17 protein-coding genes are annotated in these 16,835 nt (G+C 41.7%); 7 read left to right on the top strand and 10 right to left on the bottom strand.

Features of this window, described 5'->3' with window-relative positions; genetic code table 11:
- Positions 1 to 46: 46 nt before the first annotated feature.
- The 3 genes from FBB35_RS25940 to FBB35_RS25930 all read right to left on the bottom strand — a co-directional run bounded on the left by FBB35_RS25940 (position 47) and on the right by FBB35_RS25930 (position 1,397).
- Positions 47 to 274 (bottom strand): DUF167 domain-containing protein, encoded by a 228-nt coding sequence (locus tag FBB35_RS25940; RefSeq protein WP_174712024.1) that lies wholly within the window; start codon positions 272 to 274, stop codon positions 47 to 49.
- A complete protein-coding gene (locus FBB35_RS25935) occupies positions 252 to 668 on the bottom strand; it encodes a DUF2809 domain-containing protein (RefSeq protein ID WP_174712023.1) in 417 nt (138 codons plus the stop codon). Before FBB35_RS25935 ends, FBB35_RS25940 begins: the two co-directional genes overlap by 23 nt.
- A gap of 177 nt (positions 669 to 845) precedes the next feature.
- Positions 846 to 1,397, bottom strand: a complete 552-nt coding sequence (locus FBB35_RS25930) for a DUF2231 domain-containing protein (protein WP_174712022.1) — start codon at positions 1,395 to 1,397, stop codon at positions 846 to 848.
- A 654-nt stretch (positions 1,398 to 2,051) separates the two neighbouring features.
- Here FBB35_RS25930 and FBB35_RS25925 point away from each other — a divergent pair.
- From FBB35_RS25925 to FBB35_RS25915, 3 genes are all read left to right on the top strand, one after another.
- Positions 2,052 to 2,588 carry a hypothetical protein gene (locus tag FBB35_RS25925; RefSeq protein ID WP_174712021.1) on the top strand — a complete coding sequence of 179 codons (537 nt, stop codon included), beginning with the start codon at positions 2,052 to 2,054 and terminating at the stop codon, positions 2,586 to 2,588.
- 223 nt (positions 2,589 to 2,811) lie between these two features.
- A complete protein-coding gene (locus tag FBB35_RS25920) occupies positions 2,812 to 3,648 on the top strand; it encodes a protein-glutamate O-methyltransferase CheR (RefSeq protein ID WP_174713772.1) in 837 nt (278 codons plus the stop codon).
- Positions 3,649 to 3,813: 165 nt separating this feature from the next.
- Complete coding sequence (locus tag FBB35_RS25915) at positions 3,814 to 4,593, top strand: hypothetical protein (RefSeq protein WP_174712020.1); 780 nt, start codon at positions 3,814 to 3,816, stop codon at positions 4,591 to 4,593.
- A gap of 41 nt (positions 4,594 to 4,634) precedes the next feature.
- Here FBB35_RS25915 and FBB35_RS25910 read toward each other — a convergent pair whose 3' ends face one another.
- The 5 genes from FBB35_RS25910 to FBB35_RS25890 form a co-directional block, all read right to left on the bottom strand.
- Entirely contained in the window at positions 4,635 to 5,237 is a 603-nt protein-coding gene (locus FBB35_RS25910; RefSeq protein WP_174712019.1) for a heme-copper oxidase subunit III, read from the bottom strand.
- Between the two features lie 98 nt (positions 5,238 to 5,335).
- Positions 5,336 to 6,997 carry a cytochrome c oxidase subunit I gene (ctaD, locus tag FBB35_RS25905; protein ID WP_174712018.1) on the bottom strand — a complete coding sequence of 554 codons (1,662 nt, stop codon included), beginning with the start codon at positions 6,995 to 6,997 and terminating at the stop codon, positions 5,336 to 5,338.
- Between the two features lie 13 nt (positions 6,998 to 7,010).
- Complete coding sequence (locus FBB35_RS25900) at positions 7,011 to 7,931, bottom strand: cytochrome c oxidase subunit II (RefSeq protein ID WP_174713771.1); 921 nt, start codon at positions 7,929 to 7,931, stop codon at positions 7,011 to 7,013.
- A 43-nt stretch (positions 7,932 to 7,974) separates the two neighbouring features.
- Positions 7,975 to 8,592 carry a DUF2231 domain-containing protein gene (locus tag FBB35_RS25895; protein ID WP_174712017.1) on the bottom strand — a complete coding sequence of 206 codons (618 nt, stop codon included), beginning with the start codon at positions 8,590 to 8,592 and terminating at the stop codon, positions 7,975 to 7,977.
- A complete protein-coding gene (locus FBB35_RS25890; RefSeq protein ID WP_174712016.1) occupies positions 8,589 to 9,089 on the bottom strand; it encodes a DUF2231 domain-containing protein in 501 nt (166 codons plus the stop codon). The genes FBB35_RS25895 and FBB35_RS25890 overlap by 4 nt, the downstream gene beginning before the upstream one ends.
- 719 nt (positions 9,090 to 9,808) lie before the next feature.
- Between FBB35_RS25890 and FBB35_RS25885 the strand changes: the two genes are divergently transcribed.
- A complete protein-coding gene (locus FBB35_RS25885; RefSeq protein ID WP_174712015.1) occupies positions 9,809 to 10,381 on the top strand; it encodes a chemotaxis protein CheB in 573 nt (190 codons plus the stop codon).
- Between the two features lie 4 nt (positions 10,382 to 10,385).
- The gene (locus FBB35_RS25880) at positions 10,386 to 12,431 is read left to right on the top strand and encodes a response regulator (protein WP_174712014.1); all 2,046 of its coding nucleotides are present in this window, start codon (positions 10,386 to 10,388) and stop codon (positions 12,429 to 12,431) included.
- Positions 12,432 to 12,619: 188 nt separating this feature from the next.
- On the opposite strand, the gene FBB35_RS25875 is transcribed toward FBB35_RS25880, so the two are convergent.
- The gene (locus tag FBB35_RS25875; RefSeq protein ID WP_174712013.1) at positions 12,620 to 12,991 is read right to left on the bottom strand and encodes a DUF2237 family protein; all 372 of its coding nucleotides are present in this window, start codon (positions 12,989 to 12,991) and stop codon (positions 12,620 to 12,622) included.
- A gap of 600 nt (positions 12,992 to 13,591) precedes the next feature.
- Here FBB35_RS25875 and psbA point away from each other — a divergent pair.
- Together psbA and FBB35_RS25865 are read left to right on the top strand one after the other, a co-directional pair.
- Positions 13,592 to 14,674 (top strand): photosystem II q(b) protein, encoded by a 1,083-nt coding sequence (psbA, locus tag FBB35_RS25870; RefSeq protein ID WP_174709000.1) that lies wholly within the window; start codon positions 13,592 to 13,594, stop codon positions 14,672 to 14,674.
- Positions 14,675 to 15,054: 380 nt separating this feature from the next.
- The gene (locus tag FBB35_RS25865) at positions 15,055 to 15,774 is read left to right on the top strand and encodes a hypothetical protein (RefSeq protein ID WP_174712012.1); all 720 of its coding nucleotides are present in this window, start codon (positions 15,055 to 15,057) and stop codon (positions 15,772 to 15,774) included.
- Positions 15,775 to 15,904: 130 nt separating this feature from the next.
- On the opposite strand, the gene FBB35_RS25860 is transcribed toward FBB35_RS25865, so the two are convergent.
- Positions 15,905 to 16,792, bottom strand: coding sequence for a hypothetical protein (locus FBB35_RS25860; RefSeq protein WP_174712011.1), 888 nt, complete (start codon positions 16,790 to 16,792; stop codon positions 15,905 to 15,907).
- Positions 16,793 to 16,835: the final 43 nt, after the last annotated feature.

Raw genomic sequence — 16,835 nt, 5'->3', positions numbered from 1 at the left:
TTGGCAAGGAGGTAAAGTTTTTCAAGAAGACATTATTCAGTATTAACTAAGTATCTGTATCAATTTCTATTAGCTTTTGCCGAGAGGATAAACCCGACTTGATTCTGATATCAGATTTGGCTACATCAAATTTCTTGGCTAGGAGTTTAATTAACTCTTCATTAGCCTTACCATCAACTGGGGGCGATTTTAAATATACAGTCAGACTGCCATCAGGTTGTTCTTCAATTTTTTGCTGTTTTGAATTGGGTTTAACCTTGACTTTTTTTTGCATAACCTATTTTCTGTAATTGTCGCAGCCATAACCAACCTAAAACACAACCTAATAAATAATGAGGAAAATCCCACCAGACAAAGGTAGTACCAAGTAATAATTTACCTATCAAAGTAGTGCGGATCTCATTTAATAGTGGCGTATGCCAAAGTTGCAAGAATTCTAGTATACAGGTGATGATAAAAACCCATATAGGAATTTGGATTATCGCCGTTCGACTTCTAAAAAACCAAAATGCAAATAGACACCAAAATATTTCATAAAGTATATCTCCACCGTAGTCATTAAACCACTGATGGGCAGGCCCACTGTAAAACTTAGACAAAAGACCCATCGGTACAACGATGAGTATAGAAATAATAATAAATAGTGTTTGATTACGATGTTGAAGCATTTTATCAAGGCTAAAGAATAACGAATAATCTTAGCCTCGGAACTGCTCTTTTTTAATAATTCGTAAATTTATATTTTATTAATAATACTTACGCAAAACTACACAATGTAGGGGCAATTTATGAATTGCCCCTACCTGAAAATCTTTCTTTATCGGCTATTGTTTCCGTAAGTCTTGTTAGGGATATCTTCTGCTACCAGCGCCCACTACACCGATTTTGTGGCGATAGGAGAGTTCAGCACCGAACCAGCCGGAAGCGCTGGTTAGTGTACCAACAACGAGCGAGATTAATAGTCCCCAAGGTACTATTCGGGATTCAGCGTCGCCCCAACGTAGAAGGAAGTTGATGAATGATAAAACTAGGATAGAAACGTTAAGGATCAAATGCACCCAACCGGCGGTGCGCTTGCGAACTCGTTCAATTTTCAAAAAGTCGCTCAGACCGATCGCAGCTGCGAGTAAACCCCCAGCTAATCCGAGTCCGATCAACCATAGCGAAGCCCTAGCCCAAAAGAAATCACCAGTTAACCAGTAGCCAATGTCACTTCCCAAGGCGGCGGCTAAAAAGGCGATAGGGAAAATCACACTCAAGGGATGTAGGGGATGTCCTGCGATCGCAACCGTGCTAGGTACGCCAGTATCCAGGTACTCACTATCGTTACTTTCAATAACTGGTGGAATATTTGGGAAAGGTGTTGAACTTGTTTGCGTTGTGTCTGTAGTTTCCATCTTCAATTAACTACTATAAATAGCTAAATAACATATCCTGAATTAATTTAATAAACTGATATCAGAATTTTATCTATCTGGCGATGGAATATAGATTTAAGTTTTGTCTATCTTAAAGTATAATTACATAATTGATAGCAGTCTTAAATAATTTATTCTAATTCATATAAAGTATGCCCAATTTTATAATAATTTGGTTAAAAAGCTAGATAAAATAAACTATCAAAGCTTCATTGCTTAATATGCCATGACTGCATATTAAGCACTTAAAACATCCTGAATTTCAACTAACCTTGCTGATATTTACTATCAAGTAACCATTCTAATTGAACACCATTATTAACCATTATTAATATATTTTTCCATCTTGATTTTTAATTTTGCCAAACTGCAATTTTTAGAACGAATTTCAATTACAAAATTAGGTGCTTCCATGTACCCCCCTCCTGCTCTACCTGATATGTGTCTTTGCGGTTTGCTATAAAAAAAGCTTATAAAAGATTCATAAGAACTAGACAAATATCTTTTTTCCAGAGACGATATAGTGGTATGTCTCACAAACAACTTTTAGCTTTTACATTCTCTCTCTAGATAAAAAATCTTTCTCTCGGTAGATAGGTGTACTGACTTTATTATGGCTGCTATGTTACCAATATGACGATAGTAAGACAAAACGCCCTAAATACAAACGTAAGTTCTTCAGTAAACACTCCAGAAACATTGGCAGAAAAGGTTATTGAAGCAGAGCGGATGCACGACGTTCTACTTTTGCTGCAAAACTTGATTAACAGTGAAGAAGCCACTATAAAACTAATTCTGGATTGTCTCTATGATGTTGGTTCAGTCAATTTGATCAACCAAAAGCTTCGCGTGAAGCCTCTAAACAGGGTAATGAAATTAATTGCCCGAATGTCTAAACCAGTTTTTAGAACTTTGGCTTTAAATTGGTTTAAGAAAAACTGTCCCCAACTGATTACTGATTGGCTACACTCGAAGGTAACTTTTGAAAGTAGCGAAAAGATACCTCAAAAAGTAGCAGTTGAAGTTGCAGAACTTCAACCATATCCCATAGCACCGACAGGAAATCTCAGCCAAGAGATTAAAAATCTGCGTTCCCAGGTTAGATGGCTAGCTGGAATTTCAATAATAGCGATCGCTGTTTTAGCAGTGACAGCAATTAAGTTAAACTGAAACCCATAATTAGCAACCTTATCAAATTTAATAGATTCAGTAAGCTATTTTTGGCGTAAGATGCACTTGAGTTCTAAAAACTCTAGCAACCTAAAATGTAAATAATTTTTGATCCATTAAGACGTTTTGGAAAACAGTTGTTTGATTAACTCCAAGAATCTTAGCACTTTGTATTGCCAGCATCTTTAAAATAGCTGGTTTAGCATATATGTTAATTCGTACTATGACTTTGCCCAAACCTACCTTGGAGGATATCGAAATACATCTTCTCTTGGAAGGGGTATATCAGTATTACGGCTATGACTTCCGCGATTATGCTCTTTCCTCACTCAAGCGCCGCATTCACAGCTTCATGCAATTAGAGGGATTAGCTAATATTTCTGCCTTGCAAGAGCGTTTACTGCACAACCGTGCTTATTTGGAACGATTTTTGCTTGCTCTGACGGTGAATGTAACATCAATGTTTCGCGATCCTAGTTTTTATAACACCTTCAGAAATCAAGTTGTTCCCTTCTTGCAAACCTATCCGTTTATTCGCATCTGGCACGCTGGATGTTCCACGGGAGAAGAAGTCTACTCTTTGGCAATTTTACTACAAGAAGAAGGCCTTTATCACCGTTGCCGCATATATGCAACTGATACGAATGAGAAGGTATTACAAAGTGCTAAAAGTGGTATTTTTTCCCTGAAACTGATGCAGGAGTATACTCATCTTTACCTGAAAGCAGGCGGCAAAAAATCATTTTCAGAATATTATACAGCAGCTTATGATAATGCTATTTTCCGATCGTCTCTAAGAGAAAATGTCGTATTTGCCCAGCATAATTTAGCAACTGACAGTTCTTTTAATGAGTTTAATGTCATCCTTTGCCGTAATGTCCTGATATATTTCAATCAGGTACTTCAAAAGCGGGTACATGAACTATTTTATAATAGCCTCTGCACCTTTGGGATTTTGGGTTTAGGAAAACAAGAATCCATCAGATTTACCTCTCATGAACAGCACTATGAAGAGATTGTCAAAGGGGAAAAACTATATAAGAAAATAGCTGGTACTTAAAATTCGGGCTGAACCACTAGATCAAGTAAGATAATTTTGGATTTTAAAATAAAGTTGCAATTTTGTCAAAAGACAGTCAGTAAAACATTTTTAATTGTGTTCATAAGATACACTTAGCGATCGCTTAAGGTAAATTACACATTAAAGTCTTAAAGGAGATTGTCGATGCAGCTTCTGGAATGTCTTCCTGTTGCAGTCATTGCTGGAGAAAATGCGGTACACGTTTCTCAACTACCTTCGACATGGCAAAAGATTGCTAGAGGAACCACGAGTGTCGGACTTTCCCATCCCCAAAGCTATGTTGAGATGGCGCAGTTGTTCCTATACAAATTACAGCATGGTGACGTTGACTTGTTTAGCGATCGCCCCCAACTAGCTCACTTGATACCCTCATTCTCTCAGCTATTTGCACAACTAGCATGGGAAACTCTAGAGTTTTTTGGGCAAGACTTTCTCAAAGACAGCTATCCGAACTTTGCAGAAATTCTTCGTGATGTGGAGTCAAAGGGGACAGAGTATGCTGATGAAGTAAAAGTGGCTCACATTGGCATAGATTTATTCAACGAGTTTGGTTATGAACTACCTGCCAGCTTCTATCATGTGCATCTAGCACCAATTTACCGCGATCATGTTTTTGAAGAACGTGCCTTAAGATTTGACCCCCGCGATATCGAACACAAGCGTTCTTGGGATGCCATACTCCATGCAGGTAAGGTGTTTGCGATTCAGATGAAGGTGCAAAGTATTGCTTCAAAGTATGGTTTTACTTATCAACACGGCTGCGGTTGCAACTCTCATCTATCTTCCATTGATGTATCTAGTGGGGCGTTTGAATATGAATTGAGTCCCGAAAAACGTCAGCGATGGATTCGCAGTTTTATTTGGACTGCTTGGTATGAGTATGCCTTTTTTGCGATCGTGCCAAATACGAGTTATTTAGTGTAAGGGGAAATAAGTTGAGGGAGTAATTTCTCCCTCATTCTTATTTACTGCCAGACGTAGATGAGGATAAACAAAATAATCCAGATAACATCGACAAAGTGCCAAAACAGTGAGGTTGCATTTACACCAAAGTGGCCTGTGTCGTAGTTGCCAGGGATGAAAGAACGTACCAAAATAATCAACTGCAACAGAATGCCGGTGAAAACGTGCAAACCGTGGAAGCCTGTTAGCAGGTAAAATGTCCCGCCAAATACCCCTGTGGTGAAGCCAAAATCGAGGCCGTTCCATTCAATCGCCTGTCCAACCAAAAAGTAAGTACCCATCGCCATTGTTGTCAAGAGAAACAGGCGAAATTTCACTAAATCATGGCGTTGCAGGGCGCGTTCTGCTAAGTAAATTACAAAGCTACTGGCGACAAGAATTATCGTGTTGATTGTCGGTTCTTTTACTTCTAGCCCCGAAACACCAGCCGGTAGCCAGTTAGGAGTTGTTGTTTTGTAAATGGCATATCCGGCGAAAAAACTCAAGAAAATGACGCTTTCAGACAGAAGGAAGACAATGAAGCCAAACATTTTGTTGCCTTCTTCGTCGTGGGTATGTTCTGCACCTGAGTGATGCAATTCATCTGAATTGATATAACTATCCATTTTGGTTTTAACTTGAGTGGGAATTTGAAACGCAAAGGAACGCGGAGGGAAGCGCAGAGGTACGCGGAGGGTTTTTGCGTCTTCCCGATAGTTTGCGTTTATTCAGAGAGGTTGGCTGTCAACGGTTCAGATTTGCCGTAGCCGTAGGGTTCAGAGATGATGATGGGAATCTCTTCAAAATTTTCTACTGGAGGTGGAGAAGAAACCATCCACTCCAATCCAATTGCCCGCCAAGGATTATTGGGTGCTTTCTCGCCTTGCATCCAAGAAATTACCATGTTGAAGATGAAAGGCAAGGTGGACATTCCTAAGAGAAATCCGCCCAAGCTAGCGATAACATTCCAGAATTGATACTCTGGGGCGTAGGAAGCAACTCGGCGTAGCATTCCTTGCAATCCCAAGGGATGCATAGGTAAAAAGTTGAGGTTAGTACCGATGAATGCTAACCAGAAGTGGATTTTACCCCAGCTTTCAGAGTACATCCGACCAGTCATTTTGGGGAACCAATGATAGATGGCGGCAAATAAGCCCATCGTCACAGTGCCGTAAAGGACGTAGTGAAAGTGTCCCACCACAAAATAGGTATTGTTAACGTGGACATCAACGGGCACAGAGGAAAGCATAATGCCTGTGATGCCAGCAAAGACAAACATGATTAATCCGCCCAAGGCAAACAGCATGGCGGTATTTAGCCGCAGTTTACCGCCCCAAATCGTTGCTACCCAAGCAAATACCTTAATTCCTGTGGGAACAGATACAAACATTGTCGTCAGCATGAAAATCAACCGCAGCCAGCCTGGTGTACCACTGACGTACATGTGGTGTACCCAAACGATACCGCTAACTACTGCAATCAAAATCGATGAAACGGCAACTACTTTGTAACCAAATAAGGGTTTACGTGAATAAACTGGGAAGATTTCTGAGAAAATTCCGAAGATGGGCAAAATAATCACGTAAACGGCGGGGTGAGAGTAGAACCAGAAGTAATGCTGGAACATAACTGGATTCCCACCCCTGGCAGGGTCGAAAAACGCAGTGCCAGCTGTGAGGTCGAGTAGTAGCATCACTGCGCCTGCTGTCAGTGCAGGTAGTCCAAATAGTTGGATAATTTGGGCGCTAAATACTGCCCAGACAAACAAGGGCATTCTGAAGAAACCCATGCCTGGGGCCCGCATCTTGACGATGGTGGTGACAAAGTTCACTGCCCCCATAATCGAGGATACGCCGGATATTGCCACGGCTAGCAGCCAGAGTACTTGACCATTAATTAAGTTACCTGTGGGATTCTGGAGACTGACTGGCGGGTAAGCCCACCAGCCTGCTTGGGCTGGGCCACCAGGTATAAAGAAGCTACCCATCATGATAATTCCGACTACTGGCACCATCCAAAAGGCAACAGCATTTAGGCGGGGAAATGCCATATCTCGTGCCCCAATCATCAGGGGTACTAAATAGTTGGCAAAACCAACGAGTGAAGGAAATGTCCACAAGAACAGCATTACAGTGCCGTGCATGGTGAACATACCGTTGTAGACAGTGCGATCGACTAAATCTGATTCGGGTGTCATCAGTTCTCCCCGCATCACCATCGCAAAGATGCCGCCAACGAGAAAGAAGAAGAAGGAGGTAACGAGATACTGGATACCAATTACCTTATGGTCGGTACTAAAGCTGAAGTATTCTTTCCAGTTACCCGGAGATTCGTGGTTAGGCTTCTCATTAGGAAGAAGAATACCTTCAATAGGAACATTAGTCATGGTTACTTTCCTTTCAACCAGGTGAATTGACTAGAGGAGGTGCAGCAGGTGGAACTGTAACCCAACCAGTTTGGACTGATTGATTGGATGTTTGGGCATACTCAGAAGCTGCTTGATTAGTTGCTAGAGAAGGCTTTTGGGTTGCAGTTTGAGCCAGCCATTGCTGATAATCTTCAGGAGATTCGACGATTACATTCGCCTGCATCGTCGCAAAGTATGTACCGCTATATTGGGAATCGGTCAAGCTGTATTTGCCAGGGCGGATGGGAGTAAATTCAAAGTCGATCGCATGGTTGGGAATAATATCCTGCTTGAGGCGAAATGCAGGTATATAGAAGCCGTGGAGAACGTCTTGCGATTTTAGCGCTAAACGTATCCGGCGATCGCTAGGTAAATGCAATTCGGTACTGGTAATATCTCTTTCTGGGTAATGAAAAACCCACACCCACTGTTTAGCTAGTACGTCAATTTTCTCGACAGGTTCAGCTAAGGCTGGAGTATCTTTTGCTTCTGCATAAGCCGATTCCATTCCCAATGGATTATGCAGATGCACTAATTCTGATGGGCCTTGAATTCCCATTTGTTCGTAAACTTGGTAGCTGTAACCTGCAATCCACAAAACTAAGAGAATTGGAATTGCTGTCCAAACAACTTCTAGGGCGATATTACCTTCAATTGGAGGGCCGTCGGTGAAGTCATCTTTGACTGCCCGATGGAAGATCACAGAATACATCAGAGTACTTGTGACTCCCAAGAAGATGAAAGCACCGAGGGTTACTAAGAAACTAATCAAATCATCAATTAGTAGGGATTCGGCTGCTGCTTGGGGGGGAAGCCAGGAGTAAGCCTGCTTTCCGATCCAAAGACTCGTAACAGTCACTGCGATCGCGCCTGTAAGCAGCGTCAAAATATTTAAAATCTTCTGGATTTTCATCATTGTTCATTGGGCATTGGGCATTGGTCAAAGGACAATTGACTTATTTGAGTGTTGTGTTGAGGTCTTGATGCGATCGCAGCAAATTATCTGCTGTATTGTGTACGCCAAACTCGGCAGCCATTTGCGCCCCTAGTGTCCCGTGGACGTACAGAATGAACATGATTGCTATGCCTGCCAACAGATAAATCCATTGCACTTCTCTATCTGTCTGTTTATATTCTTGTTTGGCCCAAACGAAGCGCTGCCATCCTCTCCAGATGGTCAAGACAACAATCAGTGCTAATAAGAACACACCACCCACACCATGCCAAAGCATAGTTTCCATTGCCTGCAATCCCCAGGTACTTTTCATATCAGCTGGTGGTGTTGCCAACAGCATTTCATAAAAGCCTGCTGCCACTGTAAAAAATGTGATGATGCTGGCAGCTAGCATGTTGTACCAGCCAACATCAAATAAGTTGTCACGTTCCACAGTAATTGCCAAAAATTTGAAGACCCATTTTTCAAAGGGGAACAGAACACCGACAATATCAAAGGTCATTCCAATGATGAACAAACCTATTGTCAGATGGACTAAGTTGGGATGAATGGGAATTGTGTAAGGTAATCCGTTTGCGCCTAAAGAGCCGCTTAATTGGTCAATTAATTCTGAGTTCATCGCAACAGACCATCCTTTACTGCTTCCACAACTGGCACTGTATGCAATCCATACACCCAAACAAGTTCATCTCCGAGATATACTTGCAAGCCAACTATTAAAGTTAAAAATAGTCCGGCTCCTAAATAATAAATTGGTACTTTTTGCGGATTCCGGGAACGAATTACATAGCGCCAAGCTGTAATCGCTGTGATGATTCCCGAAAGCGACCAACCAATCAGCGTATGCAAATTTAGTACCGATTTAGCTAGGCTATAAGGTTGTGCTAAACCTGCTTCAAACTGACCAAAAATGATCGCGACGAAGATGGCGATGGTGGCAACTAACATATTCCACCAACTCACCTCAAAAAGACTGGATTTACCAGTAAAATAGCCAACTACATCGCAGAAAAACGAAAACAAGACCATTGCAATTACGAAGTGGACAACGATGGGATGAATCGTATCTGGGTAGGGTAAATTGTGGTCGTTCAATGATGTAAAATACTCAAGCATTGCCTTCTCCTGGACATATCTACCGCCCTGTGGTCAATCAATTTTGGATTACCAATTTTGGATTCTAGATTTATTCTGTCCCTGACGAGATATAAACCAGAAAACCCTAATCTAAAATCGTTAGTTGAACTTCCATGATTGATGGATACTGGCTAATATCACCACAAGTATCCATCGATAATTGACCGGAATATGTTCAATATGTGCGCAGTGCAATACGCTTAATCATGTCTTAGCTTTTTGCAGCTAAATCTCGTGGGCTTAACGACAGGGAATAGTTTTGATGGCGATTAATTTCCTCATGCCAATAGTCTGCAACAGCAACTCTTCATGGAGCTAAACTAAATTGCTGTTTTTTTTGATTTGCTTAACCTATCTTTTAGCTTAAGTAAATTTTTATGAATTGTCAAAACAATAATAATTAAATTTTTAAAAGTTATTAGTTTACAAAAAAATATTTCTATAATGTAGCGATTCTGGCATTGATGAAGATTTTAAAAAGCGTAAAAATAATATTTTTCTGTAAAGTATTTCACAATGATAAAATTTCTAATTGTAATGGTTATGACAAAAATATATAATTTTGACTAGTTGGTGTAAACACTAATCAAGAGAGGTTAGTTGCTGTGGTGTTACGGGAGAATACTAAAAGGATTTTATGAGCCATAAAGTCACACTAAGATTGAAACCCACATTCGACAAGTGTGAGGACTAAACAAGTGTCGTTTAAAATTGTGGTAATTGGTACTTCTTTAGGCGGATTATCAGCATTAAAAATTATCTTGGGTCAGTTACCAGCAGATTTCTTAGTGCCGATCGCGATCGTGCAACACCGTCACAAGGAATCTAACAACACACTCCAAGAGTTATTGCAAGAATTTACTCCGCTACCGATTCGAGAAGTGGAAGACAAAGACGAAATACTGCCAGGACATATCTATCTAGCCCCAGCAGATTATCACTTATTGGTTGAACCAGGTCACTTTGCTCTTTCGACTGATGAGCCAGTTTCTTATGCCAGACCATCTATTGATGTGTTGTTTGAGTCAGCAGCCGATGTCTACACCCAGCAAGTTATTGGTGTAATATTGACAGGAGCAAATCAAGATGGTATGCAAGGTCTTAAGAAAATAAAAGCGTGGGGAGGAATAACTATCGTACAGGAACCTACTACAGCTGAGAGCGATATTATGCCAGAAGCAGCAATTTCTGCTGTTACAGTAGACTGGATTTTGACACTCTCAAACATAGCTTCCCAAATGGTCAAGCTCTGTCACTCATCACGGAAATAAACCGATGCAGATGGAACCCAAAGTAAACATCCTCCTAGTGGATGATAAACTAGAAAATTTGCTAGCACTAGAAGCAATCCTGGAAAAACTGGGAGAGAATCTGGTGAGAGCTACTTCTGGAGAAGAAGCTTTGAGGTGTCTGCTACATCAAGACTTCGCAGTAATTTTGCTAGATGTGCAAATGCCAGGGATGGATGGGTTTGAAACTGCTACCTTAATTCGGAATCGGGGGCGATCGCGTCATACCCCAATTATCTTTCTTACCGCCTTTAGTACCAGCGACCAAATGCTGTTTAAAGGTTATGCTTTGGGTGCAGTTGATTATTTACTTAAACCATTAGATCCCAATATTTTGACTTCCAAAGTCACAGTATTCGTAGAACTATTTAAGAAAACAGAAGCCGTCAAGATACAAGCAGCGCAATTGGTAGCTGTGAATGCGGAACTCAGGCAAAGTGAAGAACGATTGCGATCGCTAAGTACTTGTTCACCCGTCGGCATTTTTGAAATTGATACTGAAGGGGGATGTAGATATACAAATCCTCGCTATCAAATAATTTGTGGCTTAAAAGCAGCAGAGAGTTTAGAAAAAAGCTGGCTAGAATCAATTCATCCAGAAGATAGAGAACGAGCAGTTGGCAGTTGGTCTAAATACATTTGTGAAGGTCGTGATTACTCTGAAGAGTTTCGCTTTCAAACTACTCATGGCATCGCTCGTTGGGTTCAGGTTCGCTCATCACCGATGCTTTCCGGTCAAGGAGAATTACTGGGATATGTAGGCACTCTCGAAGATATTACTGAACGCAAGCAAGCAGAAGAAGTCCGCGCTCAAGTAATTAGAGAACAGACTGCAAGGCAAGAAGCAGAAGCAGCAAATCGAATGAAAGATGAATTTCTTGCCGTTCTCTCCCATGAACTTCGTACACCCCTCACCTCAATGCTGGGTTGGTCAAAAATTCTCCGCTCTAAGAAACTTGACGAGAAAGCAACTTCCCGCGCCCTAGAAGCCATTGAACGCAATGCCATATCTCAGATGCAATTAATTGAAGATATCTTAGATGTATCTCGGATTATCCGTGGACAGTTGCGGTTAAATGTGTCTGCGGTAAATCTTATTTCAGTCATGGAGGCAGCCTTAGAAGCAGTGCGTCCCCTAGCAGAGCCAAAAGAGATTCAATTAACTACTGTCTTAGATACTTCAGTCGGTTCAGTTTATGGCGATCCAGCGCGGTTACAACAAATAGTATGGAATCTCCTAACTAATGCCATTAAATTTACCCCAAAGGGCGGTAGGGTAGAAGTGAATCTGTCAATAGTCTGTGGTGAAGAACAACAAACAACTCAAAAATATGCCCAAATTCAAGTTATTGATACGGGCATAGGCATCAGTTCTGAATTCTTACCAAAAGTTTTCGAGCGTTTCCGGCAAGCAGACAGCACCACAACGCGATCACACAATGGACTAGGACTAGGGTTAGCAATCGTCCGTCATTTAGTCGAACTGCACAAGGGTACAATCTTTGCCCACAGTTTAGGCAGTGGACAAGGAGCAACCTTTACTGTGAAATTGCCACTGCTACAAAACAATAGAGAGAATAGGGTAAATAGAGAAACCACAGGAGAAATTTCTTCTTCTGTGGCATCGACACCTCTTGCTGGATTAAGAGTTTTAGTTGTAGATGATGAAGCAGATACCCGTAACTTTCTCAGTTTTATGTTTGAGGAATATGGAGCTTTTGCCACTGCGGTAGCATCAGTTGATGAAGCCTTAGCAGTCGTTGAACAAGCAAAACCAGATATCCTGATTAGCGACATCGGTATGTCAGAGCAAGATGGTTATACGCTGATTCGGAAACTGCGCTCTTTAGAAGCAGAAAAAGGTGGATGTATTCCTGCGATCGCTTTAACAGCCTATACGCGAGAAGAAGACCGCTTAGAAGCGCTTTCAGCAGGGTTTCAGCAGCATTTATCTAAGCCAATAGACCCCACTAAATTAATTGCTATGGTTGCCAGTATATTAAAACTACCTGTGGAAGTTGCAGTTAATTAGGAGAGACGCGAAAAATCTATGTCTGTACAAGAGTTTGGAGTGTCAAAAGAGGCAGGGGACAGGGGGCACAAGGGGGACAAGGGGGACAGGGAGGATAAGGGGAGAATTATTCAACAAGTGTCTCCCAAGTCTCCCCCCTCTTCCTTTTCCCCTCTATCTCTTATCCATGCCCAATTCCCAATACCCAATCAAGAAGAAGTTACAGCATATTTTTTCAATTCGTCTAGAGAAACCACTTCCAAAGCTCTAGCATGTGTTGCAGAGAGGATGACAGGTGGAGCAACACCAGCTTCGAAAGCTTCTTGCCAGCGAGAAGCACACAAACACCAGCGATCGCCAGGCTTCAATCCAGGAAAATTAAAATCAGGAGCAGGTGTACTTAAATCGTTCCCCTGTGATTTGGTGAACTCTAAAAATTCTATGGTCACTTCTGCACATACGACGTGCGATCCGAAATCCTGACCACCTGTGCGACAAAAACCGTCGCGGTAAAACCCAGTCATGGGAGAAGTGCAGCAGGATTCTAAGTCTCCACCAATTACGTTTTTAGCTTCTATCATTGTTAATTTATTGCACTTGACTTTTTCATTCCGATATAAGCCTATATTTACACTTTTCTAGTTCAATAAAAATCGCTATTCCTGATTTGGAATTCTAGAATCAACTTATATTAAGTTGCCAATCTATACAGTTATTGGAAATAGTGCAATATTTCAGTAAAAGTTCTAATAAAAACCCCTGGTAATTGGCCAGGGGTAATGCAAGTCAGTACTTTTTCGCATGGAATGTATCCTACTCAAATACCATAGCAACCGTCTTATTTATAGATATGCCATTTTGCCAAACAAGAAAGCCCCCAGTGGTAAGCTGAGGGTTAATTTTTTTGGAATAGCGGTAATCTACAAAGCTATTCTTCCCAGATCGATAGGTAATAGAATCACATACTCATATATATTGTATATATATTGTCATGTCATACAAAAAATAACTTTGACGTATCCTTAGCTCGTTGCTTACATTTAAATAAGAAAAACTAATAAGTACTATTAGGTTTACAAAAGTGAAATAGTTGATTAAAAAATGTAAAGCATTGTAAAGTGTATTTACAGGCAAAGACAAACAAGCCTGATTCATAAATCACTAACCGCACTTATAAAACAATGACAACAACCTTACAGCAGCGCTCAAGCGCCAACGTATGGGATCGATTCTGTGAATGGATCACCAGCACCAACAACCGGATTTACATTGGTTGGTTCGGCGTAGTCATGATACCCACCTTGCTAGCCGCAACAGCTTGCTTCGTAGTCGCCTTCATCGCTGCACCACCAGTAGACATCGATGGAATCCGCGAACCAGTAGCAGGTTCTTTGATTTACGGAAACAATATCATCTCCGGTGCAGTAGTACCTTCCTCCAACGCCATCGGTTTGCACTTCTACCCAATTTGGGAAGCAGCATCCTTAGATGAGTGGTTGTACAACGGTGGTCCTTACCAATTGGTAGTATTCCACTTCCTGATTGGCGTATTCTGCTACTTAGGTCGTGAATGGGAACTATCCTACCGCTTAGGTATGCGTCCTTGGATTGCAATTGCATATTCTGCACCTGTTGCAGCAGCAACCGCAGTATTCTTGGTATACCCAATCGGACAAGGTTCCTTCTCAGACGGTATGCCTTTAGGAATCTCAGGAACATTCAACTTCATGATCGTGTTCCAAGCAGAACACAACATCTTGATGCACCCCTTCCACCAACTAGGTGTAGCTGGTGTATTCGGCGGAAGCTTGTTCAGTGCAATGCACGGTTCACTAGTAACCTCATCTTTGGTTCGTGAAACAACTGAGACTGAATCACAAAACTACGGTTACAAATTCGGTCAAGAAGAAGAAACCTACAACATCGTTGCAGCCCACGGCTACTTCGGTCGTCTAATCTTCCAATACGCTTCCTTCAACAACAGCCGTTCACTGCACTTCTTCCTCGCAGCGTGGCCTGTAATCGGCATCTGGTTCACCGCCTTGGGTGTAAGCACAATGGCGTTCAACTTGAACGGTTTCAACTTCAACCAATCAATCATTGACTCTGAAGGTCGTGTGATTGCGACTTGGGCGGATGTAATCAACCGTGCTAACCTGGGTATGGAAGTAATGCACGAGCGTAACGCTCACAACTTCCCTCTAGATTTGGCATCTGCTGAATCTGCTCCTGTTGCTCTAACTGCTCCTGCTATTAACGGTTAATTCTGAAGCATTAACTCAATTAGCTAAATCATAAAGCGCTCTCCCACTTCGGGAGGGCGCTTTTAATTTCGGAAAATACTAAAAGCTGAAACCTCAAGGATTCAGCAGTATAGCTAGTACCCAACTCAGTATGAGCGAATATCACAATCGATGATTTCGCCACCGACAAGAAAGCGATCGGCTTTCGTTACAGCAGCATTCTGGGGGAGGCCAAGAAATTGAAGCAGAGAAAAAAGGAGGCGCAGACTTCCAGAACAAATAATTTCGTCGGACTCTAACTGTTAGCTAAACACAGATAGAGGAATACAAGCGACCTCCCCCTGTTTAACGTATTGTAGATATCGTTAGTCTGCCATCCTTGACTCTGGATAATCAATAAAATGTTAAGACTTTATCATTTATTACTAGGTTCTATTTTGCTGGTGTCAATACCACTGGGAGCAAAATTTGTTCTTCCTCAATTTTCTCGACCCAAAGAGGTAAAGTCCCCTGCCGTTGGAAAACTTCCCACCTCTAATGAGGGTAATATCTGGCAGAAAATTCTGGGAAATACTACTGCTCCAACTAACTGGCAAGTTGCCGCTTGTGAGGGAAATGCACCCCTGTTGTGTGTCTCTTCCAAGGGCAAACGTTTGGGTACAGTTGAGATTAACATTTACCCACTAACAAACAATGAGGATTTCCGAAAAAAACTCTTAGCAGCTGGTATTCCAAGTGGTTCCCAAGTGGACTACCAAAGTTCCCAATACCAAACCCAGGTATTACCAGTACTCAAAGCTTGGGTTGTAGACCACTACGCTGCATTTGCGAAAGATCGTCAAAGTGAATATGGAAAAGAGATTACTTTCTCAGCCTACCCACCACAACCAGTACCGATTGGTAAACTTCAGGGAATCCGCTATGGCTTCGCCGGACTCAAGGAACAAGGTGGAGTAAAAGAGCAACATATCGGTCATGTTGCCTTTGATGGCAGTAAACTTTACGTAATTACCACTGCATTTGATCCAGATACGCAGACAGGTAAGTTTGAGCAACTGGAAAATTTGGCTATTTTTCAACCTTACTTATATGCGATCGCATCCGATCTGCATTTACCCTAATGGTTATGGAGTATGGGCATTGAAAAGAGGCAGGGGAGTAGGGGGCAGGGGAGCAGGGGGAGACTTGTTCAATAATTCCCCCTTGTCCCCCTGCCCAGTTCCCAGTCCCCAGTCCCCAGTCCTCATTAACCTAAATCTCAGCCACCGCCCGTTCAATCAAGCGACGTGCTAAAGTTTGTGTGCCAGTGTGTTCATAATAATTTGTAGATACATCCAAGAATGCAGCCAGGTAGTCTAACTTATCATCTGCAATATCGACAAAACTGTGTAAGTTGCTAACTACCTTGTGTGGCGTTAAATTATTCGCACTGACAATACCACTCATCCAACCTTTAACTGAGTCAAAACTTTCGCCGATAAAGTTGAGTTTACTACCAGCATTGTTGCCTGGAATCACATCTTTGATAGTTTGGAAAGTCGAGTTCTGTTCTAACTCATTGGGACTTGTTTGATTAATCCCAGATATGGCTTTGCTGATAAAGTCTGGGCCTAGAGGTATCAAACCATCAACACAAACTAATGCCACCATGCGGATGAGTGACTCACCACTATACTCACCTAAAGAGGCGACAAAATCGCCAATGCTGTCTCCAGGAATGCCGTTAATTTGACAGAAAGCTACCAACTCCACCACTAACTTTAATGTCAAATCGATGGTTTGGGCTTTGTCTGGTTTGGGAGTGACAGAGTTTAAAAAACCCAATAAAGGAATTTTTTCGCCAACTTTGTTAGCTAAAGCGGCTGCACCAAGGGCTTTATCTGTACCATCAACGGTTTGATATAACCACAAAGCTGTTTGGTATCCTTGGGATTTGTCATTGAATAGATAAATCGCTCTTTCACCAATTTGTTGAATTAAATCTTCGTCGTCTTCGCCAGTGACGGTTTTAATGGTGTTGACAAAGCCGACGACATTTTGCCACTCTCCAGGAGCAACAAAATCGAGGGACTTCAACATGGAAATAGTCAAACCGCCTGTTGGCAATTGATCGACTAAATCAACAATCGATTTGCTCACAAAAATCTCCTTACTTAGGTGTTTTGTTATCTTCAGTCTTGGT

This window comes from Nostoc sp. TCL240-02, assembly GCF_013343235.1.
In the GTDB taxonomy this organism is placed as follows: Bacteria; Cyanobacteriota; Cyanobacteriia; order Cyanobacteriales; family Nostocaceae; genus Nostoc.
Note: the sequence above shows the minus strand (reverse complement) of the source record. Positions and strands in the feature narration are given on the sequence as shown.

Coding starts and splice junctions, on each gene's coding strand:
- FBB35_RS25875 (WP_174712013.1), bottom strand. CDS start 12,991: ATGATAGAAGCTAAAAACGTAATTGGTGGAGACTTAGAATCCTGCTGC.
- FBB35_RS25910 (WP_174712019.1), bottom strand. CDS start 5,237: ATGGATAGTTATATCAATTCAGATGAATTGCATCACTCAGGTGCAGAA.
- FBB35_RS25920 (WP_174713772.1), top strand. CDS start 2,812: ATGACTTTGCCCAAACCTACCTTGGAGGATATCGAAATACATCTTCTC.
- FBB35_RS25895 (WP_174712017.1), bottom strand. CDS start 8,592: ATGAACTCAGAATTAATTGACCAATTAAGCGGCTCTTTAGGCGCAAAC.
- FBB35_RS25880 (WP_174712014.1), top strand. CDS start 10,386: ATGCAGATGGAACCCAAAGTAAACATCCTCCTAGTGGATGATAAACTA.
- FBB35_RS25865 (WP_174712012.1), top strand. CDS start 15,055: ATGTTAAGACTTTATCATTTATTACTAGGTTCTATTTTGCTGGTGTCA.
- psbA (WP_174709000.1), top strand. CDS start 13,592: ATGACAACAACCTTACAGCAGCGCTCAAGCGCCAACGTATGGGATCGA.
- FBB35_RS25900 (WP_174713771.1), bottom strand. CDS start 7,931: ATGAAAATCCAGAAGATTTTAAATATTTTGACGCTGCTTACAGGCGCG.
- FBB35_RS25890 (WP_174712016.1), bottom strand. CDS start 9,089: ATGCTTGAGTATTTTACATCATTGAACGACCACAATTTACCCTACCCA.
- FBB35_RS25940 (WP_174712024.1), bottom strand. CDS start 274: ATGCAAAAAAAAGTCAAGGTTAAACCCAATTCAAAACAGCAAAAAATT.
- FBB35_RS25935 (WP_174712023.1), bottom strand. CDS start 668: ATGCTTCAACATCGTAATCAAACACTATTTATTATTATTTCTATACTC.
- ctaD (WP_174712018.1), bottom strand. CDS start 6,997: ATGACTAATGTTCCTATTGAAGGTATTCTTCTTCCTAATGAGAAGCCT.
- FBB35_RS25930 (WP_174712022.1), bottom strand. CDS start 1,397: ATGGAAACTACAGACACAACGCAAACAAGTTCAACACCTTTCCCAAAT.
- FBB35_RS25925 (WP_174712021.1), top strand. CDS start 2,052: ATGACGATAGTAAGACAAAACGCCCTAAATACAAACGTAAGTTCTTCA.
- FBB35_RS25915 (WP_174712020.1), top strand. CDS start 3,814: ATGCAGCTTCTGGAATGTCTTCCTGTTGCAGTCATTGCTGGAGAAAAT.